We start from the raw sequence: 18,310 nt of genomic DNA on the forward strand, positions 1-18,310 counted from the left end.
TCTACGATGTACGATACGATTCTCGTCGCCACCGACGGCAGCGACCCTTCGGAGGCGGCAGTCGACCACGCGCTCGACCTCGCGAAACAGTACGGAGCGACGCTCCACGCGCTCACAGTCGTCGACACGAGGGTGTACACCGACGTCGACATCCGGGCGACGCCCGTCTTCGACGCGCTCGAAGAGCAGGCGCAGGAGACCGTCGACGCCGTTGCGGAAGCCGGAGCGGCCGTGGACGTCCCCGTCGTGACGGCCGTCGAACACGGCTCTCCCGCCAGCGCCATCGTCGACTACGCGACCGGTCACGACGTCGACGTCGTCGTCGTCGGCACGCACGGCCGCCGCGGCGTCAGGCGCGTGGTGCTCGGGAGCGTCGCCGAGCGCGTCGTCAGAAACGCCCCCGTTCCGGTGTTGACCGTCCGTGACACCGAGAGTGAAACCGACGACGCGAGTCGTCCTCGTTAAAGTTCTCTCGTCCGAACGGTCGGCTATGCGCGCGTTCCGCCTCGCCTACGACGGCCAGCCCTACTACGGCTTCCAGCGCCAGCCCGACGTGCCGACGGTCGAGGGGGCCCTGTTCGACGCGCTGGCGAAACTCGGCGTCTACGACGAGACGCGCCATCGGCCGTCGGGCTACGCCGCCGCGGGACGTACCGACGCTGGCGTCTCCGCCGTTGCGCAGACCGTCGCCTTCGACTGTCCCGACTGGTGTACGCCGGGAGCGGTCAACAGCGAGCTCCCGGGAACTGTCCGCGCGTGGGCTGCAGCCGACGTTCCCGACGACTTCCACGCGACGCACGACGCGACCCGGCGCGAGTACACGTACCACCTCTACGCGCCGTCAGGCAGTGGACGCGACGGCGGCGATGGCGACGACGCCGACTACCCGACGCCGGACCCCTACGCCGCCGTCGACGACGACCGAGCGCGGGCGGCGCTCTCGGCGCTCTGCGGCGAACACGACTTCGACAATCTCACGCCCGACGACCGAAACACGGTTCGAGAGCTGTCGGGGTCGCTCCGGCGCGACGGCGAGTTTCTCGTTCTCACCGTCTCCGCGCCGGGGTTCGCCCGCGAACTCGTCCGCCGGGTCGTCTCGCTCGTCCGTATCGTCGGCTCCGGAGCGCCGACGGAGCGAATCGAGCGAGCGTTCGCCGCCGACTCGCTGGAGGGCCGCGAGGGAATTCCGCCCGCACCCGCGGGCGGGTTGGTGCTCACCGACGTCGACTACCCGGGCGTCGAGTTCGAGCGCGACGAAGACGCGATAACGACAGTGAAAGAGGTGTTCGGCGCGTCGCGCGTGGAGAGCGCGGTCAGAACGCGCGTCTGCGAGACGGTGCTCGACGGGACGAGAGCGTAGTCACTCCCACTCGGCCGGCCAGAGGTCGGCCGCGCGCATCCCCACCTCGAAATCGTTCTCGCGGAACGTGGCGGCGAGGTCGTCGAGGTCCAGTCGCGGGGCGTCCGCCGTCGCCAGGTCGTCGACGAGCAGCGCCGTGAGGATGGCGTGCTCACGGATGTTGCGGTCGTCGACCTTGTCGCGGGTGTCGGCGTGGGTGTGACCCCAGCCGCGGCCCCGCTCGCCGCTGTCGCTGTGGAGTTGGAACGCGGGGACGCCCTCGCGCACGAACGGCCAGTGGTCGCTGAACGGGTGCGGCGCGTCGTCGACGTTTATCGGCTGACGGGTCGACTCGTCGATTCGCTCGGCGGCGGCGCTCATCGCGTCGGAGTTGTGCGTGAGCGCGACGAGGTTGCGGAACCGCCCCGCGCCGTCGACGTTGACGACGGCCTTAATCCCGCTCAGGTCGGTCGTCTCCGCGACGCGCTCGGCACCCAAGAGCCCGATCTCCTCGCAGCCGACGCCGGCGACGCGGACGCCGACGTCGAGGTCGACCTGCGCGAGAATCCGGGCGGCCGTGACGACGGTGGCGATGCCGCAGCCGTTGTCGAGCGCGCCTTCGGCGATGTCGTGGGCGTCGTAGTGCGCGAGCAGGAGCAGTTCCTCGTCCGTGTTCGGTCCGACGTGCCCGACGACGTTCTGACTTTCTCCCGGTGTGGTCTCGGCTTCGACGGCGATGCGGAGGCGACCGGTCTCCCCACTGTTGTTCGCGGCGTACTCCTTCAGCCACGCGCCGGTCTCCTTACTCACGCCGACGGCCGGGACCGACCCCTCGTCGCCGAAGGTGAGAGAGCCCGTGGGCGGTAGCTGGCCCTCGATGTGGTTGACGAAAACGAACGCTTCCGCGCCCGCCTCGACCGCACAGCCGTACTTCTCCATCCGGTGGATGAACCGGCCGGAGGGCGTCGTGGTGCTCGCGACGACTATCTTCCCGTCGACGTCCTCGGCTGCTATCTCGTCGGGCGTGCCGTAGCCCACGTCGACGAGTTCGGCCTCCACGTCGCCCGACGGCGAGTACGGAAGCGCGATGGCGTCGAACGGCCGTTCGACGGGTGCGGTGAGTTCGAGCTCGGTCCACCCGCGGGTCCACTGGTTCATCTCGAACGTGTCGAGTCCGACGTCGTCGACGCCCGCGTCCTCGAACGCGTCGGCGACGAGGTCGGCCGCTCGTCTCTCTCCTGCGCTGCCGCCCATCCGGTCGCCGAGTGCGGTGAGGTCGGTGATGAAGTTCCACGGCCGGTCGTCGGTCCACGTGCGGCCAATCGCGGCGGCGAACCCGTCTGTCGTCTCGCTGGCGTTCCCGGCGTCGCCCGCGCCTGCCGCGTCGCCCGGCGTCGTCTCCTGTTCGGACATAGCCCGCGGTTGGGCACACCGTGGCATAGGTGCTCGGTTCGCGGAAGTCGCTGTCTCGCCTCGGCTCCGTCGTCCGCCGCTCTCCCGTCCGGCGTTCCTGTCACCGAGAACTCCTCGGCAACTGTTGCCGTGTTTCGACTTGGCAAAGTTTACCCTCGCACCGGCTAACCTCCGACCATGAGTTCGGTTCCCGAACGCGGCGACATCGACGAGGAGTACAAGTGGGACCTGGAGAGCATCTACGCCTCCGACGACGACTGGAACGAGGCGTACGCGGATGTCGAGTCGCGCATCGACGACATCGCGGCCTACGAGGGTCGAGCGGCCGAGGACGCCGAGACGCTGTACGAACTGCTCGAACTGCTGGAATCGGTGATGCGCGACGTCTCGAAGGTCACCTCCTACGCACAGCTCCGAGCCAGCGAGGACACCCGGAACCAGGAGTACCAGGCGCTGTCGGCGCGGGCGCAGTCGTTGGCGGCGAACGCTCAGAGCGCCGCCAGTTTCGTCGAACCCGAACTGCAGGAACTCGACGAGGACGACGTGCGAGCGTACGTCGACGACGAACCCGCGCTCGCTGAGTACGAACACTACTTCGACGACGTGCTCCGGGCGAAGCCGCACACGCGCTCGAAGGAGGTCGAAGAACTGCTCGCGGACCTCTCGGAGGTGATGGGCGCGCCGAGCGACTTCTACTCGATGCTCGCCAACGCCGACCTGACGTTCCCGACGGTGGAAGACCCCGACGGCGACGAGATAGAGATTTCGCAGGGTAACTTCACGAAGCTCCAGAAGCATCCGAACCGCGAGTTCAGACAGGAGGTCCACGAGCAGTTCTACGACGAGTGGGAGGACGTCCGCAATTCAGTGGGTAGTTCGCTGAAAAACAGCGTCAAAGCCGACGTGAAACTCGCCGAAGCCCGTAACTACGACACCGCCCGCGAAGCGGCGCTCGACGGGCCGAACGTCCCCGTCGAGGTGTACGACAACCTCCTGGAGACGGTCCGCGACAACCTCGACAAACTCCACCGACACGCCGACCTGAAGCGGCAGGCGCTCGGCGTCGACGACCTCCAGATGTGGGACCTCTACATGTCGCTGACGGGCGAGGAGGGCCCCGAAATTAGCTACGAGCAAGCGAAGGAGTACGTCGTCGAGGCCGTCGCACCGCTCGGCGAGGAGTACCAACAGCGGATGGCCGAAGGATTAGAGGACCGCTGGGTCGACGTGTACGAGAACCGCGGTAAGCGCGCCGGGGCGTACTCCTCGGGCACGTACGACACCCAGCCGTTCATCATGATGAACTACCAGGACGACATCACCTCGATGTTCACCCTGGCGCACGAACTCGGCCACTCGATGCACTCCGAGTTGGCGAAGGACGAACAGCCGTGGCAGTACGCCGACTACGAGATTTTCGTCGCCGAGGTGGCGAGCACGGTCAACGAGACGCTTCTCACCCACTACCTGCTCGAAAACACCGAGAGCGACGAACTGCGCCGCCACGTCCTCGACGAGTACCTCGAACGGTTCCGCTCGACGCTGTACCGCCAGACGATGTTCGCCGACTTCGAACTCCAGATTCACGAGGCGATCGAGGCGGGCGAACCGCTCACCCCCGACGCGTTCGACCAACTGTACGGCGACCTGAAAGCCGAGTTCTACGCGCCTGCCGAGGTCGACGACCGCATCGCCCGCGAGTGGATGCGCATCCCGCACTTCTACTACAACTACTACGTTTACCAGTACAGCACGGGCATCAGCGCCGCCGTCGCCGTCGTCGAGCGCATCCTCGACGAGGGCGAGGACGCGGCCGCCGACTACCGCGAGGCGCTCGCGATGGGCGGCAGCGCGTACCCGATGGACGTACTGGAGACCGCGGGCGTCGACATGACCTCGCCCGAACCCATCGAGGACGCGCTCGGCGTCTACGGCGACTACCTCGACCGCGTCGCCGAGTTGCTCGACCTCGAATAGCTGTTAGGTAGCGGGTCTTATTTTGCTGTGGCTTGGCTGAAAATGTAGATTCAGTTCATCGACTTTGTTACTCCAATCCGAGCGCTGCCGCGACTATCGTAGCAATAATCAGTAACGCAATCACGCCACCCGATAGCCATGAAAAGGCAGGGGATGACGCCAATGATGACTGAATATCAAAGGCAACCGTGATTAGTGGTCCAGCGAGGACGAAGAGTACAAAGACGCCCATGATAGTTTGTGGGTCAGCCTGGCCCCGTTGCATTCCGCTCACGGAGGCGTTTTGGCTTGCTAACTGTGTTCGTTGTCGTGGTGTGTCTTGTCTATCTACCATTGCGAGAGAAAATATTCCTGGAGAGCATAAAAAGCAGAGAGACCGTTCAGAGTTGCTCTAACCCCAGTTTACAGTCATCAAGAGTCCCCCTTATGCGCGTAAACCCAACGTCAATACTTTTGTTTGTCTGCTATTTCAAGATGTTATGGCGCGGATTCCCGATGAGTTCTGTGAGGAGTTTGATTCAAAGGGGGAGACTTTCTTCAAGATTGCAGAATTGTTGTACACCCACCCCGACCGACGGTATACACAAGATGAACTCGCTGAGAGGATGAATTGCTCAAATACGACTATTAGCACACACACCCGCACTATGGTTTCTGAAAAGTGGCTGGACCGTCAAGATAACCAGACTACATTTGCATGGAATTCAGAAACTCACAATCCAGCCAGTACTGAGGGAACTACTGCTATCAGAAGGTTCTACGCGGACCTCTGGAATCTTCTGAAGAAACACTCCGATACGGTCCCCGGTACATTCGCCCTTTTCGGGTTCGCTATGTTTCTCGGGGCCATTGTAGTGTTCGCGTTTTTTGTGGGATATTCGTTGAATTTCACTCAGGAGTCTTCCTTCCCACCTGTAGTTTATCTCGCAATTACCGCTGGATTGCTCCTCACCGGTTTTATTGTGACCATCCTTTCCCCGCTGCAAGCTGAGTTAAATCGAGTCGTCTTCCGTATCCTTCCGGATAACCTTTCGCAGAAAAAGAGGTGATTGTATCTCAGACTCTCCTTTCTCTTGCGTTGACTCTATTCTTGCCTTCTATTCAAATATCCGCATCTCATTAGAGTCTCCTCCATCTTCCGGATTGTTGTCTGTTAACATCCATCACTTAAACACCTCTTACGCGAAATAAGCCATTAACAAATATTATCATTATCAATCATTACCTTTATTGCTCATTTCCCAGTCCCTCCTGGTGCGGTGAATCAGCATGGCAGTACACGTACACCCCACGACCCGCACAGCGCCCGACTATCGAACCGACAGCCGACCGATTCAGCGACCGAGACCACCCATATGACCTACACCGACCCGACGCGACGCGACCAGAATACGAGAACCGACCGCCGAACGCCGCAGACCACCATTCGAACCACTTCGATGCGACCTACTGAGAGCGAGGCGGACGCGCCGCTGGTCCCCTTCATCCAGACCGACGAGACGACCGACACGCGACGCGAGTTCCGGACCGAGTTGACGAGCCTGAAGCGTCAGATTACGCGTCTCGAACGCGCATTGGAGCGGCAGAAGCGACCGAGTGAGACGACTCGGCAGGAGGAACGACGATGAGTCAGAACGGCGAAACGCCGCCGGGCGATAGTGACGAGCGGCCCACCGGCGACGCCATCACGACCCGCGACCTCGACAACCCGATGGGCCGCGAGTTCAGGCGCAAATTAGACGAACAGCCGTACGTGTTCGCCCCCGGCCTCTATCACGCCCTCGACGCGCGCCTCGCCGAGATGACCGGCCACGACGCCGCCTACATGAGCGGTTACTCCACAGTGCTCGGCCAGTTCGGCTTCCCCGACCTGGAGATGGTGTCGATGACCGAGATGGTCGAGAACGCGAAGCGTATCGTCGACGCCTGCAACATCCCGGTCGTCGCCGACTGCGACACCGGCTACGGAGGGGTTCACAACGTCCGCCGGGCGGTCCGCGAGTACGAGAAGGCCGGGGCCGCCGCAATCCACATCGAGGACCAGACGACGCCGAAGCGCTGCGGCCACATCGCGGGCAAGCAGATCGTCTCCCGAGAGCAGGCCCGCGCGCGCTTCGAGGCCGCCGTCGACGCCAAGCAGTCCGAGGACACGGTCATCATCGCCCGGACCGACGCGTACGGTTCGGCGAACGGCGACTGGGAGGAACATCTCGAACGCGGGCGCATCTACGCCGACGCCGGCGTCGACATCGTCTGGCCGGAGATGCCGGACCCGAGTCGGGAAGACGCGATTCGCTACGCCGAGGAGATTCACGAGACGCACCCCGACCTGACGCTGGCGTTCAACTACTCCTCGTCGTTCGCGTGGTCCGAGGAGGACGACCCCCTCACGTTCGCCGAACTCGGCGAGTTGGGGTACGGTTACATCTTCATCACGCTGTTCGGCCTCCACTCGGGCGCACACGCCGTCTACGAGGACTTCCAGAAGTTGGCCGAGGACGGCGAGGAGGCGCAGTTCGATCTCGAATCGCGCTACCTCGGGCACCCGACGGAGTCGCACCACGAACTCTCGTTCGTCGACCGGTATCAGGAGACCGAGATGCGCTTCGACGCCGAGGCCCGGTCGCGCATCGAGGAGTCGGCGGGCTACAGCGAGGAACAGACCGACCCCATCGGAACGGAGGGGGGCGATTAGATGCCCGACGTCACGCTGCGCCGGAGCCAACTGGCGACGCCCGGCAGCGACCCGAAGATGATAGAGCGAGCGCCCGATTCGGGGGCCGACGAGGCGTTTCTGGACCTCGAAGACTCGGTCGCGCCGAACGAGAAGATAGACTCGCGCCGAAACGTCGTCGAGGGCCTCGTCGACTACGACTGGAGCGAGACGCGCCCGTGCTTCCGGATGAACGGCGTCGACACCCAGTGGTGGTACGACGACGTGATCGAGGTCGTCGGCGAAGCGGGCGAGTACCTCGACAGCATCATGGTGCCGATGGTCCACGACCCGGCCACGGTCAGAACGGTCGAGAACCTGCTCGCGCAGGTCGAGGCGAACAACGGCCTCCCGGTGGGCGAAATCGGGCTGCAGACCCAGATCGAGAGCGCCGAGGGGATGAACAACGCCCCCGAAATCGCCGCCGCGAGTGAGCGAATCGAGTCGCTCGTGTTCGGTCCCGGCGACTACACCGCCAGCGTCGGCGCGGCCGGACTCACCATCGGCAGCGGTGAGAACTACCCGGGCCACTACTGGCACTACCAGCTGGCTCGACTCGCCCACGCCGCGAAGGCGCAGGGGCTCCAGCTCATCGACGGGCCGTTCGCCGACATCGAGGACACCGAGGGATTCCGCGACTCCTGTCGGCACGCGAGTCTGCTCGGCTGCGACGGCAAGTGGGCAATCCACCCGAGCCAAATCGAGCCGGCCAACGAGGTGTTCGCTCCCGACACCGAGGAGGCCGAGAAGGCGCGGCGCATCGTCGACGCCTACGAGACGGCGACCAGCGAGGGCCGCGGCGCGGTCTCCGTCGACGGCGAGATGGTCGACGAGGCGACGAACAAGATGGCGAAGAACGTCGTCGCTCGCGCCGAGCAGGCGGGCGTGCTCTAGCGTCGGCGGCGTTCGGAAACCCGAAGCTCTCGGCCGCTCGCCGGTTTTCGTGTAACTTCGCTGCCGAGTTTCGTGACCCAAAGGCCCATTTACGCGCATCCCCATGGTTCGGGTAGATAATGTCTCGGAGTCCCTCGCTCCCCGACCGCCCCCGGCTCGACCTCGACCCAGAGATGTCGGACGCCGAGCGGCTCGCCGCGATGCAGAAACACTTCGCACGCATCGTCCAGGTCAACGAGGAGTTAGACGAACGGTTGACAGAAGCCGACGACCGGATGGGCGACCTCCAGTCGGAGGTCGACCAGTTGAAACGCCGCAACGACACCCTGAAGAAGGCGTCTCTGTACCTCGCGTCCGTCGAGGAGGTGACCGGCGACGGCGTCGTCATCAAACAGCACGGCAACAACCAGGAGGTGCTGACCGAGGTGTCGCCGCAACTGGAGAACAGACTGGAGGCGGGCGACCGCGTCGCCATCAACGACTCCTTCGCCGTCCAGCGAATCCTCGACGACGAGACCGACGCCCGAGCGCAGGCGATGGAGGTCGACGAGTCGCCCGACGTCGCCTACGACGACATCGGCGGCATCGAGGAGCAGATTCGGGAGGTCAAAGAGGCCGTCGAGGACCCGCTGGCCTCGCCGGAACTGTTCGAGGAGGTCGGCGTCGACCCGCCGTCCGGCGTGCTCCTCTACGGCCCGCCGGGCACCGGCAAGACGATGCTCGCCAAAGCCGTCGCCAACCAGACCGACGCCACCTTCATCAAGATGGCCGGCTCCGAACTCGTCCAGAAGTTCATCGGCGAGGGGGCGCGACTGGTCCGCGACCTGTTCTCCCTGGCCGCCGAGCGCGAACCCGCCGTCATCTTCATCGACGAGATAGACGCCGTCGCCTCGAAACGGACGGACTCGAAGACCTCCGGCGACGCCGAGGTCCAGCGGACGATGATGCAGTTGCTCAGCGAGATGGACGGCTTCGAGGAGCGCGGCGACATCCGCATCATCGCGGCGACGAACCGCTTCGACATGCTCGACGAGGCCATCCTCCGACCGGGGCGGTTCGACCGCCTCATCGAGGTGCCGAAACCGAACGAGGAGGGCCGTCGGCGCATCCTCGAAATCCACACGAGTCGGATGAACGTCGCCGACGACGTGGACCTCGAAGCGCTCGCCGACGACCTCGACGGGTTCAGCGGCGCGGACATCGCCAGCCTCACCACCGAGGCGGGGATGTTCGCCATCCGCGACGAGCGCACCGAAGTGAGAATGGAGGACTTCGAGGACGCCCGCGAGAAACTCGTCGAGACCGACGACGACCCGGTCGGCGAGTTCACCGACTACCAGTACTAACCACCGACCTGTTTTCGCAAGCGCTTACTTCTCGCCGCCTCGTCTTCCGGTAATGAGCACGATTCGCGTCGTGAGCGGCGTCGCCACGGGCCCGACGCCGATGTCGTCGTACGACGCCGCCCTCGCCGAAGCGAACATCCACAACTACAACCTCGTCGCCGTCTCCTCCGTCGTCCCCGCCGACGCCGACGTGGAGTACGTCGGCACCGCGCCCGACCTCGGCCCGGCCGGTGAACGGCTCACCGTCGTTGAGGCGCGCGCGACCGCCGCCGGACCGGGTCGCGTCTCGGCCGGCCTCGGCTGGACGACCGGGCCCGGACCGGGGCTGTTCTACGAGTCGGCGGGCGAGACCGACGCCGAGACCGTCCGCGAGCGGGTGACGGCCGGTCTCGACGCCGGGCGCGACCTCCGAGAGTGGACGTTCGAGGAGGAACGCGTCGAAGTCGCGTCCGCGGAGGCCGACTCGGGCGAGTACACGACGGCGCTCGTCGTCGCGGCCTACGGGGAGAGCGAACCGATCCTGTAGGTTTGCTCCTGCCGACGCCTTTTTAGTCGGATACCGCCTAAAGCGGACGATTGAGTTAGTATGAACGGAAACACCCCCTTTGCGGGCGTTCCGGACGCCGTCGACACCGACCAGCCGAGCCTGTCGACGGAGCTTACCGGCGACGAGCGCCAACAGCTCCGCCGAGCGGTCGCCAGCATCGTCGCCCAGACCCGCGAGTATCTCCCCGACGGCTACGCTATCGGCTCCGAGCTCTCCTACGACTCGAACGGTCCGCGAGCGACCGTCGCCGTCCACCCCCCGGCGGGCCACGCCGTCAGCGCCGGATTCACCCCCGACGTCGACGACCTCGAATCCGGCCTCGACGACGACGACCGCCGCGAGGTCGCCCGCGGACTCGCCGCGAGCGCCGCGATGCAGGCGATGGCCGCCGTCGGCGACGGCATGACGCCGACAGCGCGATAAACAGTCGTTCAGGTCTTCTCTCCGGTATCCCGACCGCCGAGAGCGTTCTCTCGGCTCGTCGGTCACGTCACAGGAGAGAGGACGCCGCGCGACGCCGCGTTTTCGCTACCGTCGATATCTGCCGTGGCTCTTCGCACGGCGTGCGCCGCCCGGCGGTCGGGTCGTGGGGTCGACCGGCGAATCGACAAACAACCCGTACCCTACCAGCGTCGCGGCGACGAGGCCGCCGAGTGCAGCACCGTGTGCGAGCGAGAGTGTCGACAGCAGTCCGGCGAGGAGGCCGGCCAACAGCAACGTCGGGATGAGTGCCAACAGCAGGTCGTAGCGCGAGACGCGCGTCGTCGGAACGGCGGTACTACCGGGTCTGTCGATTTTGACACTCATTACTCACCACCTCACGAGACAGTAACGGGAGCGGACTACTAAAATTTCACTTCACGTCACGCACTCGTGACCAACTGGGTGGTTTTGCGTAACGTACGAACCGTCACCGCCGCAGTCGTCACGTCTCGCCGGCTACTCGGCGGTCGATTCGACCGGTCTACTTCCCCCAGAACGGGTCGCGCCGGCGGTGTTTGTCGAGGTACCCCTGTAGCGCCTCCAACTCGTCGCCCGGAATCTCGCTCGACAGTTCCTGTTCGAGAATCTTCGCGTGTTTCTCGGGGAGTTCGACCCACAGTTCGTCGCCCTCGTCTATCTGGCGGCCGACCGTCGGGCCGTCGATGGCGACGCTGACGCGGTTGCCCGCGCGGACCTGTTTGACGTCCTCGCCCTGCTCTTGGATGCCGGAGAGTTGGCCGACTCGCGTCGGCTTGTCGCCGTCGAACTTCACGACGCGCATGTTGTTCTTCAGGGTGCCGGACATTATCTCGACGCCGACGACGGCGGGGTCGTTCTGACGGAACACGTGGTCCTGGAGGATGCGGAAGCGCGCCGGGCGGACGATCTTGTCGAGCACCGTCTCCTGCTGGGCGCGCTTGCGCTCGTCGACGAACGCCTCGTACTCCTCGATGAGTTGGTAGATGACGTCGTCGTCGAACAGTTGCACGTTACTGTGGTCGAGTTCGTCGTCGGCGTTCGGCAGCACGTCGACGTTGAACGCGAGGATGACCTTGTGTTCGTCCTCGCGGGCGGTTCCGGCGACGGCCACGTCGCGCGGGGCCACGTCGCCGACTTCCGCGCGCAGAATGGGAATCTCGGCCTCTTTCAGCGCGTTCGCCATCGCCTCCAGACTACCGAGGGTGTCGGCTTTCACGACGACGCCCTCCTCTTCGGTGCTGACCTCTATCTCGGCGAGTTCGGCCTGGACGTCCTGAATCACGTCGTCGACGTCGCGGCTTCTGACGACGCGCACCGGGGCGCCCGCCATCGCCTCGTCGAGGTCGGGGGCGGCGATCTTCACACCCGCCGCGGCCTTCACTTCGTCGACGCGCTCGAAGCGTTTCTCGGTGCGAATCTCGGCGAGCGGTTGCGGTTGCAACAGCGCACGAATCTCAGTGACGATGGGGCCGTTGGTGCCGCCGACGACGATGGTGTCGCCCTCGCGGACGGTGCCGTCGTACAGCACCACGTCGAGCGTCGCGCCGAAGCCTCGCTCCTCCTTGACTTCGAGCACCGTCCCCGCGCCGGGACCGGCGATGTCGACGGCCATCTCGGCTTTCATGTACCGCTGGGAGAGGCCCATCAGGACGGCGAGCAGGTCGGGAATCCCCTCGCCGGTCATCGCCGAGACGGGGATGACGCCGACGTTGTTCTGGAAGTTCTGGACGCGCCAGTAGAGGTCCGCCGACAGCCCTTCGTCGGAGAGTTGGCCGATTATCTCGTAGAGGTTGGTGTCGAGCATCTGTCGCGCGCGGTCGCTCTGACCGTCGTACGACGGCTTGATGGGCGACCCCTCCTGCGGGTTCCACCCCGGCGTGGTGTCGACTTTGTTGGCGGCGACGACGAACGGCGTCCCCGTCCGCTTGAGGATGTCGAGCGCCTCGACGGTCTGCGGTTGGAAGCCGTCGTTCACGTCGACGACGAGGATGGCGATGTCGGCGAGCGCGCCGCCGCGCGAGCGAAGCGTCGAGAAGGAGTGGTGCCCCGGCGTGTCGATGAACAGCAAGCCGGGCAAATCGAAGTCGTCGGGGTCGACGAGGCTGCCGGCCATCGCCGACACGGTGTCGAGCGGCACGGCGGTGGCCCCGATGTGTTGGGTGATCGCCCCGGCCTCGCCCTCGCTGACGGCCGACCCGCGAATCTTGTCGAGGAGGCTGGTTTTCCCGTGGTCGACGTGACCCAGAACGGCGACGATGGGTGTGCGAAGCGTCTCGGCTTGTGGTGGCTGGTCCGTATCTGACATGAAAATCGCCCCGGAGAAGTTCTCTTATCCGTCGAATATCGGGGACCGAAGTTAAGTGTTTCAACTCCGTCTGACGGTGATTTCATCGACGGAGAGACACACGAAAAAGAGACGTTCGTCTCGGTCTGGACGTTCGACGCGGCGGGCCCCGACAGACGCTCGTCAGACGACCCCGTGGCGTTTATGTGACCGGACTCGAATAGGCGGCTATGGCCGACATACTCGCCGAGAACCTCTCGGGCAAAGCCGTCATGGGTTCGGACGGAACCGAACTCGGCATGCTGTACAACATCACGATGAACCACAAGACGGGCGCGCTCTCGGACCTGCTCGTCACCCCCGACGAGGAGGCGCTCGGCGTCGACACGGGGTCGTTCGACCGCGACGACGCGGGTCGCTTCCGAATCCCGGTCAGCCACGTCAAAGCGGTGAAAGATTACATCGTCGTCCAGCGCTAGGTAGATGCAAGTCCTCGATTCTTCGGCGTTCATCCACGAGTACCACACCGACGAGCAGACCGCTTCGATTCCCGACGTCCAGGCCGAGTTAGAGGGCGAACACGCCTTCCGCTTCGACGCGATGGAGGGCGCGGGGATGCACATCCACATCCCCGCGGAGGGTGCCGTCGAGACGATCGGCCGCGCCGCCACCGAGACCGGCGACGCCGACGTGCTCTCGGAAACCGACATGCGGCTGCTCGCCACCTCTTTCGAGCTCGACGCGACGCTCGTCACCGACGATTACGCGATGCAGAACGTCGCCGAACACCTCGGCGTCTCGGTGAAGGTCATCGCCCGCGACGGCATCGACGAACAGCGCAACTGGCGGTTCCAGTGCGCCGGCTGCGGCCGCGAGTTCGACGAGAAACACGACCGCTGTCCCATCTGCGGATCGGACCTCACCCGGAAGAACCCGGCGTAGCCGCGACGCCGACCGACTGCGTACCGTTCTCTACGCGCCGAGAAGTTCCGTGTTCTACGCGCCGGGAATCAGTCCGGTCGCGATAGCGTACTGGCCGAGGAACTGGTAGGAGTTGAACAGCCCGTGGACGACGGCGACCACGACGAGGTTCTCCGTTCGTTCGTACAACAGCGCGAGCACCGCCCCGAGGACGAAGATGACGGCGATGCTCGCGACTCTGCCGCCGCTGCTGCCGACGAGCGCCAGCCAGTGGGCGACGGCGAAGACGGCGCTGGCGACGACGACGGCGACGGCCGGTCCGTAGGTGCGGCGGAGTTTCTCCTGGACGATGCCGCGGAAGATGAGTTCCTCCATCGGGCCGACGAACAGCATCGTCACCGGAATCATGTAGAGGAAGTAGACGGGGTTCTGCTGGCCGGTCGTGATGACCTGGTTGGCCGCCACCTGAATCCCGAGTTGCTGGATGACGACGGAGACGCCGACGAGCGCGGAGACCAGAATCACGAGGCCGCCGACCATCCACCCGAAATCCCGAAGTCCGGGGACGCGCCAGCGGACGATGTGCCACTCGTTTCGTCGGCTCAGGTAGAGGTACGCCGCGATGCCGAACCCGACGTACTGCAGTGAGGCGAGCACGGCGCGTGGTAGGGGTGTCTGCGTCGACACGCCGAGGAGTTGGAGCAACAAGACGCCGACGAGCGAGACGGCGATACCCACGGCGAACGCACCGGCGACGACGAAGACGACGTTCGCTGCGGCCTGTAGATGCGTCTGTGATCGAGAGGTCTGCGGGGATGGGTCTGACTGCATCTGCTCGTCGTACCTACTCGCCGACGCCGAATAGATGCACCGGTCGGGGATGCCGCCCCGAGGCGGAGCGAAGACCGAGAGGACCGCCTACTCGATTTCCAGTCGCGTCTTGTCGCTCACCGCGTCGGCCTCCTCGAAGTCGCCGCCGCCCAGCAGTCCGCGAGCGGCGCGCTTGCCCCACTCGACGGCGGGCTGGGTGAACGTCGAGACGTTCTCCAGTTCGCCGTACAGCACGCAGGCGGCCTCCATCCCGTAGAGCAACTCGCCGACGCCTCGCTCGTCGACGCGGTCGAGTTCGACTCGGACGTTGGGCTGGCCCGCCGCGGCGAGACTCGCCTCCGTCGCCTCGAACTCCGCGTCGAGCAGTTCGCCGAGCGTCGAGCCGCCGAGGTACGACAGCCCCTCCAACTCGGTCTCGGGAATCGGCCGGTCCTCGCGTTCGCGCGGACGGACGAGCGTGACCAGTTTGTCGTGACGTCCCGCCCGATACAGTTGGAGTTGCGAGTGCTGGTCGGTCGCGCCGAGCGCGCGCGCTGGCGTCTGGCCGACGCCCTCCTTGCCCAGGCTCTCGGCCCACAGTTGCGCGAACCACTCGGCGAAGTACTCCAACGACTCCGCGTAGGGCATCATCGCGTTGACCGTCGCGCCGCGGCGGTCGAGCGCGTAGGCGGCCGCGCCGTAGGCGTACGCGGGAGAATCGAACAGCGACCCCGAGAGTCGGTCGGCTTCGTCGCCCGCGCCAGCGAGAATCGCGTCGAGGTCGTGGCCCTGAATCGCCGCGCAGGCGAGGCCCACGGTGGAGAGCGCCGAGAACCGGCCCGGAACGCCGTCGGGCACCTTCAGTGCGGGCAGGTCGTGTTTCTCGGCCAACTCGCGGAGGTTGCCTTCCTCGCCCGTGGTGACGAACGTCCGGTCGGTCCAGTCGACGCCCGCCGACTCCATCGCGTCGCGGACGACGAGGAAGTTCGCCAGCGTCTCGGCCGTCGTGCCGGAGCGAGAGACGACGTTCACCGCCGTTTCGTCCAGCGGCAGGGAGTCCAACAGCGCCGTCGTCGCCTCCGGGTCGACGTTGTCGAGGAAGTGCGCCTCGACGTCGCCGCCGAGCGCCTCCGACACCGTTGCTGCGCCGAGGGCGCTGCCGCCGATGCCGACGGTGAGGACGGCCTCTGCGTCGCCGAACGGTTCGACCGCGGTACGAATCTCGTCGGGGTCGGTCGTCTCCGGGAGATTCAGCGCCGCGTAGCCGTGTTCGGCGTCGGCACGGCCCCGCTCGATGCGCTCGTGGGCGTCGGCGACGCGCTCGTCGAGGCGCTCCAACTGCTCGCGGCTCAGTCCGGGCGTCGAATCGAGGACGTTGCCGAGGTCGACGTACATGGCCGAACGCGCGCGCGCCGACACCAAAGGCGTTGTCTTCACCCGCGACGCGTTCGAGGTGGTATCGACCGACTCCGGACCAATCGGCTTAATCGCCCCCGGTCCCAAGCGCCGACGATGGCCGACGGTTACAACGGCGTCTTCGGCGCGTTCCCGTACGCCCTGACGCACTCGACCTCGTGGCTGTTCCGCCTCTACGTCGTCGTGAGCGCGCTCGTCGCGCTGTTTCTCACGCTCGTCGTCGCGATGGGACTCGTCGTCCTCATCGCCAACACGGCGGATTTCGGCGGCGGACAGCTGACGCTCTCGCGGTCGTTCTACGCCGTCGTCGGACTGCTCCTCGTCGCGCCGATTCTCGCGCCGACCCTGTTCGTCGCCCGACGACACCGACGCGAGGAGACCCGAGAGCACGAACACTACGATTTCGCACTCGGACTCGCGGGGTTCGTCTTCCTCACCTCGCTGTACGTCGGCGCGGTGATCACCGTCCCGCCGGACCTGCAGACGCCGGTTACCGGCCCGCTCGCGCCGCTCGTCGAACTCCTCTACGGACTCCCGCAGGTGGCCGGGTTGGTCCCGCCGCTCTCGGCGGCGCTTTTCATCTTCGGCCTCCACCGTCGGCTCCGGTGACGCGGCGAGCGTCTCCGGTCGACTCTGTCACGACGCCGCACACCGCCGAGACGACGAAACCGAAAAACGTCGCGGCGACTTATCGCTGGGCATGAGTAACGACGAATCGAAGGAAGGGACGTTTCTCGTCACCGCCGCCGACGACGAGACGGCCGTGTTGAAAGACGTCGAGGACGGGCAGGTCCACGCGCTGGCGTCGAACCCCGGTGTCGAACGACACGACGCCGTCGAGGGCGTCGTCGCGCCAGACCCGCCGATGAACGTCACGTGGCAACTCGTAGAGGTGAAATCGCGTCGCCCGCTCCGAATCGAGGAGAGCGACGAGTCGCCGACGACGATGGCCCGCGACGTCGCCGCCGACCAGCCGACGGGCGAACTCACCCGCCGCGAACGCGCCGGTACCGGCGAGATCCACGTGGTTACGGTCCCCGAGGAGACGACGGAGCAGGCCGTCGCCGACGTGCTCGACGACGAGGAGGGACTGCTGTCGCGGGCGGCGAGACTCGGCGTGAATCGGGTCGAGATACGCTCGTCGCCCGGCGTCGTCGTCGTCCGGTACATGCCGTGACGGCGTCGCGCGAACGGAGACGCGTCGCTCGTCGGGTTTCGAAAATGCCGAGAACGTCACGTCGGCGTCAGTTGCGCATCGACGGCTCGCCGCGCCGTCCGGAGAAATCGATTACTGGATGTGGCCTTCTTGGCGGAGCTGCTCGGCGTCCTGGTCGGTGTAGCGCCACTCGATGTTGGCCTTCTCGTCCTGCCAGTCCCACGGTTCGACGAGGACGACATCGCCCTCGTTGATCCACGTGCGGTACTTCATGCGGCCGGGAATCCGGCCCATGCGCTCTTTGCCGTCGTTGCAGCGGACGCGGACGTGGTTGCCACCGTTGTGCTCGGTGACGACCGCGAACAGCTCGTCGTCGTTGGGCATTCGAAGGTTTCTACGCCCGGTTTCTTCGCTCATAGCTTAAGAAGGATACGGAGACGGTTAAGACGTTTGGGGTCCGCGTTAGCGGATGTCACAGCGTGCCACGAGCGACGCGCGACTCCGTCGGTTGGGCGACCACAGCGCTCACCTCGTCGGTTAGGCGGCCGCAGCGCTCACCCCGTTGGCCCCGCTTTACTCTGCACGCGCCATCCGCCCTCCATCGTCTCGTCGCGTTCTGTGTACGCCACCTCCGTCTCGTCGCCGACGAACTCGCCGCCCTCGACGGCTTCGACGCGGAACGGGACGTCGAGGCTGTCGCCGCAACAGCCGACGTCGACGAACGTCTCGAACGTGTCGCCGACGGCGGCCGCGTCGAGTTTTCGCCGAAGGTAGCCCCGGTATCGGTCGGACGAAATCTGGTCGCGACCCCAGTCGCTGAGGTTCTTCGGGTGCGAGAGGACGACCCGCGTCGCGGTTCGTCGACCGGTCTCGTCTTCCGTCTGGTTGTTTCCGTCGTCCGTCCGGCTGTTTCCGTCGCCCGTCCGGCTGTTCCCGCCGTCCGTCCGGCGGTTTCCGTCGTCCGTGTGGGTGGGTTCGGCCATCGGGAGCCGTACGTGACCGACGCACAAGAGCGCACGGGAATTTAAGAAG

At 65.5% G+C, this 18,310-nt stretch carries 21 protein-coding genes; 14 read left to right on the forward strand and 7 right to left on the reverse strand.

The genetic code is table 11. The features are described 5' to 3' along the window. The first annotated feature begins 6 nt into the window (after positions 1–6). A complete protein-coding gene (locus tag DV709_RS10400) occupies positions 7–465 on the forward strand; it encodes a universal stress protein (RefSeq protein ID WP_117594382.1) in 459 nt (152 codons plus the stop codon). Between the two features lie 25 nt (positions 466–490). Then, the gene (gene truA / locus DV709_RS10405) at positions 491–1,360 is read left to right on the forward strand and encodes a tRNA pseudouridine(38-40) synthase TruA (protein ID WP_117594383.1); all 870 of its coding nucleotides are present in this window, start codon (positions 491–493) and stop codon (positions 1,358–1,360) included. Here truA and DV709_RS10410 read toward each other — a convergent pair whose 3' ends face one another. Further along, positions 1,361–2,752, reverse strand: coding sequence for a M28 family peptidase (locus DV709_RS10410; protein WP_117594384.1), 1,392 nt, complete (start codon positions 2,750–2,752; stop codon positions 1,361–1,363). Between the two features lie 177 nt (positions 2,753–2,929). Between DV709_RS10410 and pepF the strand changes: the two genes are divergently transcribed. The 8 genes from pepF (at position 2,930) to DV709_RS10450 (ending at position 10,652) form a co-directional block, all read left to right on the forward strand. After that, a complete protein-coding gene (gene pepF, locus DV709_RS10415; protein WP_117594385.1) occupies positions 2,930–4,729 on the forward strand; it encodes an oligoendopeptidase F in 1,800 nt (599 codons plus the stop codon). Positions 4,730–5,208: 479 nt separating this feature from the next. Next, a complete protein-coding gene (locus DV709_RS10420; RefSeq protein WP_117594386.1) occupies positions 5,209–5,778 on the forward strand; it encodes a MarR family transcriptional regulator in 570 nt (189 codons plus the stop codon). 306 nt (positions 5,779–6,084) lie between these two features. Next, on the forward strand, positions 6,085–6,357 hold the full coding sequence (locus DV709_RS10425; protein WP_117594387.1) for a hypothetical protein: 273 nt from the start codon (positions 6,085–6,087) through the stop codon (positions 6,355–6,357). An 83-nt stretch (positions 6,358–6,440) separates the two neighbouring features. Next, positions 6,441–7,424, forward strand: a complete 984-nt coding sequence (gene aceA, locus DV709_RS10430) for an isocitrate lyase (protein WP_232819757.1) — start codon at positions 6,441–6,443, stop codon at positions 7,422–7,424. Continuing rightward, positions 7,425–8,336, forward strand: a complete 912-nt coding sequence (locus DV709_RS10435) for an HpcH/HpaI aldolase/citrate lyase family protein (RefSeq protein WP_117594389.1) — start codon at positions 7,425–7,427, stop codon at positions 8,334–8,336. Positions 8,337–8,455: 119 nt separating this feature from the next. Continuing rightward, complete coding sequence (gene pan2 / locus DV709_RS10440) at positions 8,456–9,682, forward strand: proteasome-activating nucleotidase Pan2 (protein WP_117594390.1); 1,227 nt, start codon at positions 8,456–8,458, stop codon at positions 9,680–9,682. A 52-nt stretch (positions 9,683–9,734) separates the two neighbouring features. Beyond that, positions 9,735–10,208 carry a pyruvoyl-dependent arginine decarboxylase gene (locus DV709_RS10445; protein ID WP_117594391.1) on the forward strand — a complete coding sequence of 158 codons (474 nt, stop codon included), beginning with the start codon at positions 9,735–9,737 and terminating at the stop codon, positions 10,206–10,208. A 60-nt stretch (positions 10,209–10,268) separates the two neighbouring features. Then, positions 10,269–10,652 (forward strand): DUF5811 family protein, encoded by a 384-nt coding sequence (locus tag DV709_RS10450; protein ID WP_117594392.1) that lies wholly within the window; start codon positions 10,269–10,271, stop codon positions 10,650–10,652. A 105-nt stretch (positions 10,653–10,757) separates the two neighbouring features. On the opposite strand, the gene DV709_RS10455 is transcribed toward DV709_RS10450, so the two are convergent. Together DV709_RS10455 and infB are read right to left on the reverse strand one after the other, a co-directional pair. Then, positions 10,758–11,036, reverse strand: a complete 279-nt coding sequence (locus tag DV709_RS10455; protein ID WP_117594393.1) for a hypothetical protein — start codon at positions 11,034–11,036, stop codon at positions 10,758–10,760. 157 nt (positions 11,037–11,193) lie between these two features. Then, complete coding sequence (gene infB, locus DV709_RS10460; protein ID WP_117594394.1) at positions 11,194–12,996, reverse strand: translation initiation factor IF-2; 1,803 nt, start codon at positions 12,994–12,996, stop codon at positions 11,194–11,196. A 209-nt stretch (positions 12,997–13,205) separates the two neighbouring features. On the opposite strand from infB, the gene DV709_RS10465 reads away from it, so the two are divergent. Both DV709_RS10465 and DV709_RS10470 read left to right on the forward strand, forming a co-directional pair. After that, positions 13,206–13,454 (forward strand): PRC-barrel domain-containing protein, encoded by a 249-nt coding sequence (locus DV709_RS10465; protein WP_117594395.1) that lies wholly within the window; start codon positions 13,206–13,208, stop codon positions 13,452–13,454. A gap of 4 nt (positions 13,455–13,458) precedes the next feature. Beyond that, complete coding sequence (locus tag DV709_RS10470) at positions 13,459–13,917, forward strand: NOB1 family endonuclease (protein WP_117594396.1); 459 nt, start codon at positions 13,459–13,461, stop codon at positions 13,915–13,917. 54 nt (positions 13,918–13,971) lie between these two features. Here DV709_RS10470 and DV709_RS10475 read toward each other — a convergent pair whose 3' ends face one another. Beyond that, positions 13,972–14,727 (reverse strand): CPBP family intramembrane glutamic endopeptidase, encoded by a 756-nt coding sequence (locus DV709_RS10475; RefSeq protein WP_117594397.1) that lies wholly within the window; start codon positions 14,725–14,727, stop codon positions 13,972–13,974. A gap of 87 nt (positions 14,728–14,814) precedes the next feature. Next, positions 14,815–16,101 (reverse strand): glucose-6-phosphate isomerase, encoded by a 1,287-nt coding sequence (locus DV709_RS10480; protein WP_117594398.1) that lies wholly within the window; start codon positions 16,099–16,101, stop codon positions 14,815–14,817. Positions 16,102–16,218: 117 nt separating this feature from the next. Here DV709_RS10480 and DV709_RS10485 point away from each other — a divergent pair, with 117 nt between their 5' ends. Both DV709_RS10485 and DV709_RS10490 read left to right on the forward strand, forming a co-directional pair. Beyond that, positions 16,219–16,731, forward strand: a complete 513-nt coding sequence (locus DV709_RS10485) for a hypothetical protein (protein WP_117594399.1) — start codon at positions 16,219–16,221, stop codon at positions 16,729–16,731. Positions 16,732–16,822: 91 nt separating this feature from the next. Further along, the gene (locus DV709_RS10490) at positions 16,823–17,299 is read left to right on the forward strand and encodes a DUF5812 family protein (RefSeq protein ID WP_117594400.1); all 477 of its coding nucleotides are present in this window, start codon (positions 16,823–16,825) and stop codon (positions 17,297–17,299) included. 111 nt (positions 17,300–17,410) lie between these two features. Here DV709_RS10490 and eif1A read toward each other — a convergent pair whose 3' ends face one another. Both eif1A and DV709_RS10500 read right to left on the reverse strand, forming a co-directional pair. Further along, positions 17,411–17,695, reverse strand: coding sequence for a translation initiation factor eIF-1A (gene eif1A / locus DV709_RS10495; RefSeq protein ID WP_117594401.1), 285 nt, complete (start codon positions 17,693–17,695; stop codon positions 17,411–17,413). 137 nt (positions 17,696–17,832) lie between these two features. Further along, a complete protein-coding gene (locus DV709_RS10500) occupies positions 17,833–18,261 on the reverse strand; it encodes a hypothetical protein (protein WP_332871836.1) in 429 nt (142 codons plus the stop codon). Positions 18,262–18,310 lie beyond the last annotated feature (49 nt).

Source organism: Haloprofundus halophilus, assembly GCF_003439925.1.
Lineage (GTDB): Archaea > Halobacteriota > Halobacteria > Halobacteriales > Haloferacaceae > Haloprofundus > Haloprofundus halophilus.